The organism is Arthrobacter sp. I3 (assembly GCF_000520575.1).
GTDB lineage: Bacteria > Actinomycetota > Actinomycetes > Actinomycetales > Micrococcaceae > Arthrobacter > Arthrobacter humicola_A.
The window spans coordinates 184,817-189,408 of the sequence record NZ_KI914916.1; the positions used below are offsets into that span (position 1 = coordinate 184,817).

Annotated in this window: 5 protein-coding genes; 4 read left to right on the top strand and 1 reads right to left on the bottom strand. The window is 69.3% G+C overall.

The window, feature by feature from the left end:
- From Y706_RS28015 to Y706_RS0108945, 3 genes are all read left to right on the top strand, one after another.
- On the top strand, positions 1–475 hold a 475-nt coding region (locus tag Y706_RS28015), incomplete at its 5' end, for an FAD-dependent oxidoreductase (RefSeq protein ID WP_043435561.1).
- Positions 476–517: 42 nt separating this feature from the next.
- A complete protein-coding gene (locus tag Y706_RS0108940) occupies positions 518–1,468 on the top strand; it encodes a hypothetical protein (protein WP_028276333.1) in 951 nt (316 codons plus the stop codon).
- A gap of 9 nt (positions 1,469–1,477) precedes the next feature.
- Positions 1,478–2,149 (top strand): peptide deformylase, encoded by a 672-nt coding sequence (locus Y706_RS0108945; RefSeq protein WP_028276334.1) that lies wholly within the window; start codon positions 1,478–1,480, stop codon positions 2,147–2,149.
- Positions 2,150–2,170: 21 nt separating this feature from the next.
- Here Y706_RS0108945 and Y706_RS0108950 read toward each other — a convergent pair whose 3' ends face one another.
- Positions 2,171–4,240, bottom strand: a complete 2,070-nt coding sequence (locus Y706_RS0108950; protein ID WP_028276335.1) for a S9 family peptidase — start codon at positions 4,238–4,240, stop codon at positions 2,171–2,173.
- Between the two features lie 147 nt (positions 4,241–4,387).
- Between Y706_RS0108950 and Y706_RS29190 the strand changes: the two genes are divergently transcribed.
- Positions 4,388–4,592: putative RNA methyltransferase (locus Y706_RS29190; RefSeq protein ID WP_043435563.1), on the top strand; the 205-nt coding region annotated here is incomplete at its 3' end.

Sequence of the window (4,592 nt, forward strand, 5' to 3'; positions counted from 1 at the left end):
CGCTCCCGGCGTCGACGCTCCCGGCGTCGACGCCCGGTGGCTCATGGGCTGCGTGCGCGAACGGACGGGGCTCGCTATCGACGCCGGGACCAACAGCATGCTCAGCCGCTTCGGCGTCCGCACGCGCCTGGTCCCCCGGATGGTGGCCGGCCGGGTGGTGATGATCGGGGATGCGGCCCACGAGGTGAGCCCCATCGGCGGGCAGGGCATGAACCTCGGCTGGCTGGATGCCGCGGCGCTGGCACCGATCGTCTCTGCGGCCGTGCGCGGCCAGGATGTCACGGATCGCCTCCGGACCTTTGAGCGGACCCGGTTGCGGGCGGCGGCGAGAGCCGCACGCCAGGCCGAAATAAACATGGCCCTGGGCCGGCCCCTCACGGACCGTCTACTGGCGCTGCGGAACCGTGGCATCGCAGGCGTCGCCGCAGTTCCGCCGGTGAATTCCCTGATCGCCCGCCGTTTCACGATGCATTAGGCAGCGCATTGATACGGGTTTGCCCCGGAATAGACTGTGCGCATGGACGGACTTCCCGTGATGCGCGGCGCCGCATCGTATTGGGTGTTGCGGGCAGCCGCCGCCACGGTGCTGCTCGGCGCGGCGGCGTCATGCAGCTCCGGAACCGCCGGCGGCACCGCCTCCCCGGCAAGCGCGACGGCGTCGGCTACCCCGATCACCACAGGCCCCGTGACCGCGGAAATCAGCCAGTTCCGCGACAACTACAGCAAGCAGATCATCGAAATCCAGCTCACGAACACCACCGGCCATGCCCTGACGGTCCTCGGCGCGGAACTGACCAGCCCTCTCTTCGCGGCCCCGATCATCTGGTCCGCCCGCACCGGCGGGATCGAGCTTCCGCCCGGACAGCCCAAGAGCCTGCCGGCGCCGCTGCCCGCCCCGGATTGCGGCAGCCCGGCCGGCACGGGAGCCACCTCCGGGGCTGCGGGCGACGCCCACGTATCCCTGCGGCTGGCCACGCCGGAAGGTGCCGTGCCGGTCCCGGCCATGGCTCAGGCAACAGACCCGTTCGGCGTCCTGGCGCGGAACAATTCGGAGCTGTGCCTGGCCCGGGAAGCCTCGGCCGTCGCCACGATCGCGCTGGATCCCGGGCTCGAGGTCGCCGCGGACGGTCAGTCCGCCGTCGTGCGCCTGCTGCTGCAACCGCGCGCCGCCGGCGCCGGTGAACTGGTGATAGACCGGATCGAGGAAACCACGCTGCTGGCGGAGGCCTCACAAGCCCCGTGGCCCCGGTCGGTGACGGTCCGCGCCGGCGGTGCCCCGGCCCAAGTGCGCCTCGGCATCAGGCCCTCCCGCTGCGATCCCCATGCAGTGGCCGAAGACAAAGTGGGCACACTCCTTCCCCTGCAGGTCAGGGTGGCGGGCTGCGAAGGAATTGTGAAGATCGACGCCGGCAGCCAACTTCGCGCCCGCATCTACGACTTTGTTACAAAGGCGTGCGGGCGCCAGTAGTGTGGGGGCATGCCCTTTGACGCCAGGCCCACTGACTACAGCGCCGCCCGGATAAGCGAGACCGTCCAGGAGATCCTGAGCGCCGGCATCCTCCCGCCGATTGTCCAGGCCGGACACCCGGTGCTCCGGCACGTGGCGGCGCCGTACGATGGCCAGTTGACTGATGCTGACCTCGGGCACCTCATCGACCTCATGCGCAGCGTGATGCACAAGGCCCCAGGCGTGGGCCTGGCGGCCCCGCAGCTGGGGATTCCGCTGCAGATCGCTGTCCTCGAGGACCAGTTCGACGTCGATCCCGACGTCGCTGCCGTCCGCGGGCGGGAGGCGCTGCCGTTCTTTGCCATGCTGAACCCGAGCTATCGTCCCCTGGGCGCGAAGTCCGCGGCGTTCTACGAAGGCTGCCTCTCCATTGGTGGCCTGCAGGCGGCGGTCGTGCGGCCGGAATCAGTCCAGCTCGATTTCACGGCGCCGGACGGCACGAAACTCCAGCAGACTTTCTCCGGCTGGCAGGCCCGGATTGTCCAGCATGAAACCGACCACCTCCAAGGGATCCTCTTCCTGGACCGGGCCGAGCTGCGCTCCATCAGCAACAATGCCGAATACTCCGCCCGTTGGGCCCAGCCGGACATCAGCCGCGCCCGGCAGGAACTCGGGTTCCTGCCGGACCCGGCCGCGGACTAAGCCTGCGGGCCAGGGCCAGGGCTAGGGCTGCGGCGCCGGATTCGATGCGGACGGCAGGTAGCGGGCCCACCACTTCAGGATTTCATCGAACCGCTGCTTCCGGTGGTGCGGCGTGCCGGAGCGGGACAGCTCATGGTTCTCACCGGGGAAGACCAGGAATCCGGTCTCGACCCCCTGTTGCTTGAGGGCGGTGAAGTACCGCTGGCCCTGCTCCACGGGACACCGGAGGTCCTCCTCGCTGTGGATCACCAGCGACGGCGTCCGTACGTGCTGCACGCGCGCCATGGGACTCTGGGCCGCCATTTGCTCCGCCGCCGGGCCGGTGTATTCGCCACCGAAGAACCAGCCGATGTCGGACGAACCGGTGAAGCTCACGGGGTCCAGGAAACCACGCTCGACTATGGCCGCCCGGAAACGGTGGTCGTGGCTGATGGTCCACGCCGTCAGGTAGCCGCCGTAGGATCCGCCCATGATGCCGACATTGGCGGCGTCCAGATCCTCGAACTTCCCCACAGCCCCGTCCAGGAACGCCAGGACGTCCTGCATGTCCACGGTTCCCATCCGCTCCTTGATGGACCGGCCATGTGCCTGGCCGTAACCGGCCGAACCCCGCGGATTGCACATCAGCACGGCGTAACCGGCCCCGGCATAGACCTGCGCTTCGTCGAACAACGCCACCCCGAACTGGGCAAACGGGCCACCATGGATGTTCAGCAGCACCGGGTGCGGTCCCGGGCCCGCCGGCTTCACGAGCCAGCCGTGGACCGGGTACCCGTCGGCCGAGGCCAATGTCAGTTCCTGCGGCTCGCTGATCCCCGCCACGCTCCGCAGCTGGGCGGAGAAGTCCGTCAGGCGGCGCACCTGCCCGCGCTCGAGCACGGCAACATCACCGGCCGTCGTCGAATCGCTGAAACTCACCACGAGCGTTCCGCCACCCTCCGCGGCGCCGGTCACCACCCGGTTGCCTTCCAGGAGGACTGTGTGGCCGCCCGTCGCAACGAATTCGTGCAGCTCGACGGTTCCCCGCGCATTGTTCAGCACCAGGGCGCCCGCGCCGCCGCGCAGCTCCAGCCGGCTGCCGCCGGACAGGTCCAGCGCCTCGGCATCGCTGAGCGCCGTGGCGTGTCCGCCGGCGGCAGGCATCGCATAGAGGACGGTGTTCCTGGCCACGAAGTCCAGCCCGGATGCGCCCAGGTCCTGGGCCAGGAAGAAGAGCCACTGCCCATCGGCGGATTGGCGCACGGCGCTGATGCTCTGCCGTCCGGCGTTGGCCGGCACCACAGCCTGCGGCTGCCCTCCGGTAACAGGCAGCGCGTAGATTCCGCTGACGAGGTCAGTGTCCCGCCCATCGTGCAGGGCTGCGGTGAAGAAGATGGTGCCGCCGTCGGCGCTGAAGCCGGCGCCGTTGTGGTCCGCTGGTGCGGTGGTGAGTTGTTTGGCGGCCGGCAGCAGCCCGGCAGCATTCTCCGCGGGATCGGCCGCGGTGCCGAGGGCCTTCAGGGCGCGTCCGGCCGGCGCCACCTTCGGTTCGGCGTCAAGCTGCGGCACCTCGAGGATGAACAGCTGAAGCGGCTTGTCAGCGGTGTAGCCAACACCGTTCATCCGGTACTGGAAATCCGTGATCAGCCGGGCGTCCTCGCTGCCCGCACTCACGCCGTCGACGCTGCCATACCGGCGCTCGTCAGGCGTCCGGGCGCTGAAGAGAATGCTGCGGGAATCAGGCGACCACGTGAAGGAGCTGACCCCCAGCGGGGCCTCCGTCAACAGCTGGGGTTCGCCGCCGGCGGCTTCCACCACGAACAGCTGCGGCTTTCCGTCCGCTGCCGCACGCAGGAACCCAAGGGCACGGCCGTCAGGTGAAAAGTCCGGTGCTGTGTCGCGGAAGCCCCGGGTCAGCCGGCGTGGCCTCTGGTCCGGGTCGTTGAAGTCAGGGTGGGCCAGGTCCTGACCCAGGGGCACGTTCCACAGCTGGCCCACGTAGGCATCGGCATCGAAGTCCGGGCGGAGCACGGAGACCACGGCGCGGGAACCGTCGGGGTGCACGGCAGGGGCGGACACGGAATTGAGCAGCGGAAGATGTTCAGATTTCACGATTGCGAGCCTAGCCCGTGGCGTGCCCCCTGTGAAACACCTCACGTTGCGCCGGTGCGGCGATACACGCCGCGATGTGCCCGGCGCTCCTGTAGCCAGTGCCCCGGCCGCGCGGCGGGCCGGGGATCCGCGCATAGGATGAAAGCTATGCCCGCCGCCGATCTCCCCCTCCTGTGCCCGGTGTGCCGCCAGGGCCTCCGCTTCACTGGCGGCGCCCGCACCCTGGTGTGCGGAGCCGGACACAGCTTTGACGCGGCCAGGCAGGGCTACTTCAACTTCCTGGTCGGCAAGGGGACGGTTTTTGAAGCCGACAGCGCAGACATGGTGGCGGCCCGCTTCGACTTCCTCTCCG

Excerpts from the sequence above, each read along its gene's own strand:
- Y706_RS0108940 (WP_028276333.1), top strand. The coding sequence starts at position 518 with ATGGACGGACTTCCCGTGATGCGCGGCGCCGCATCGTATTGGGTGTTG.
- Y706_RS0108945 (WP_028276334.1), top strand. The coding sequence starts at position 1,478 with ATGCCCTTTGACGCCAGGCCCACTGACTACAGCGCCGCCCGGATAAGC.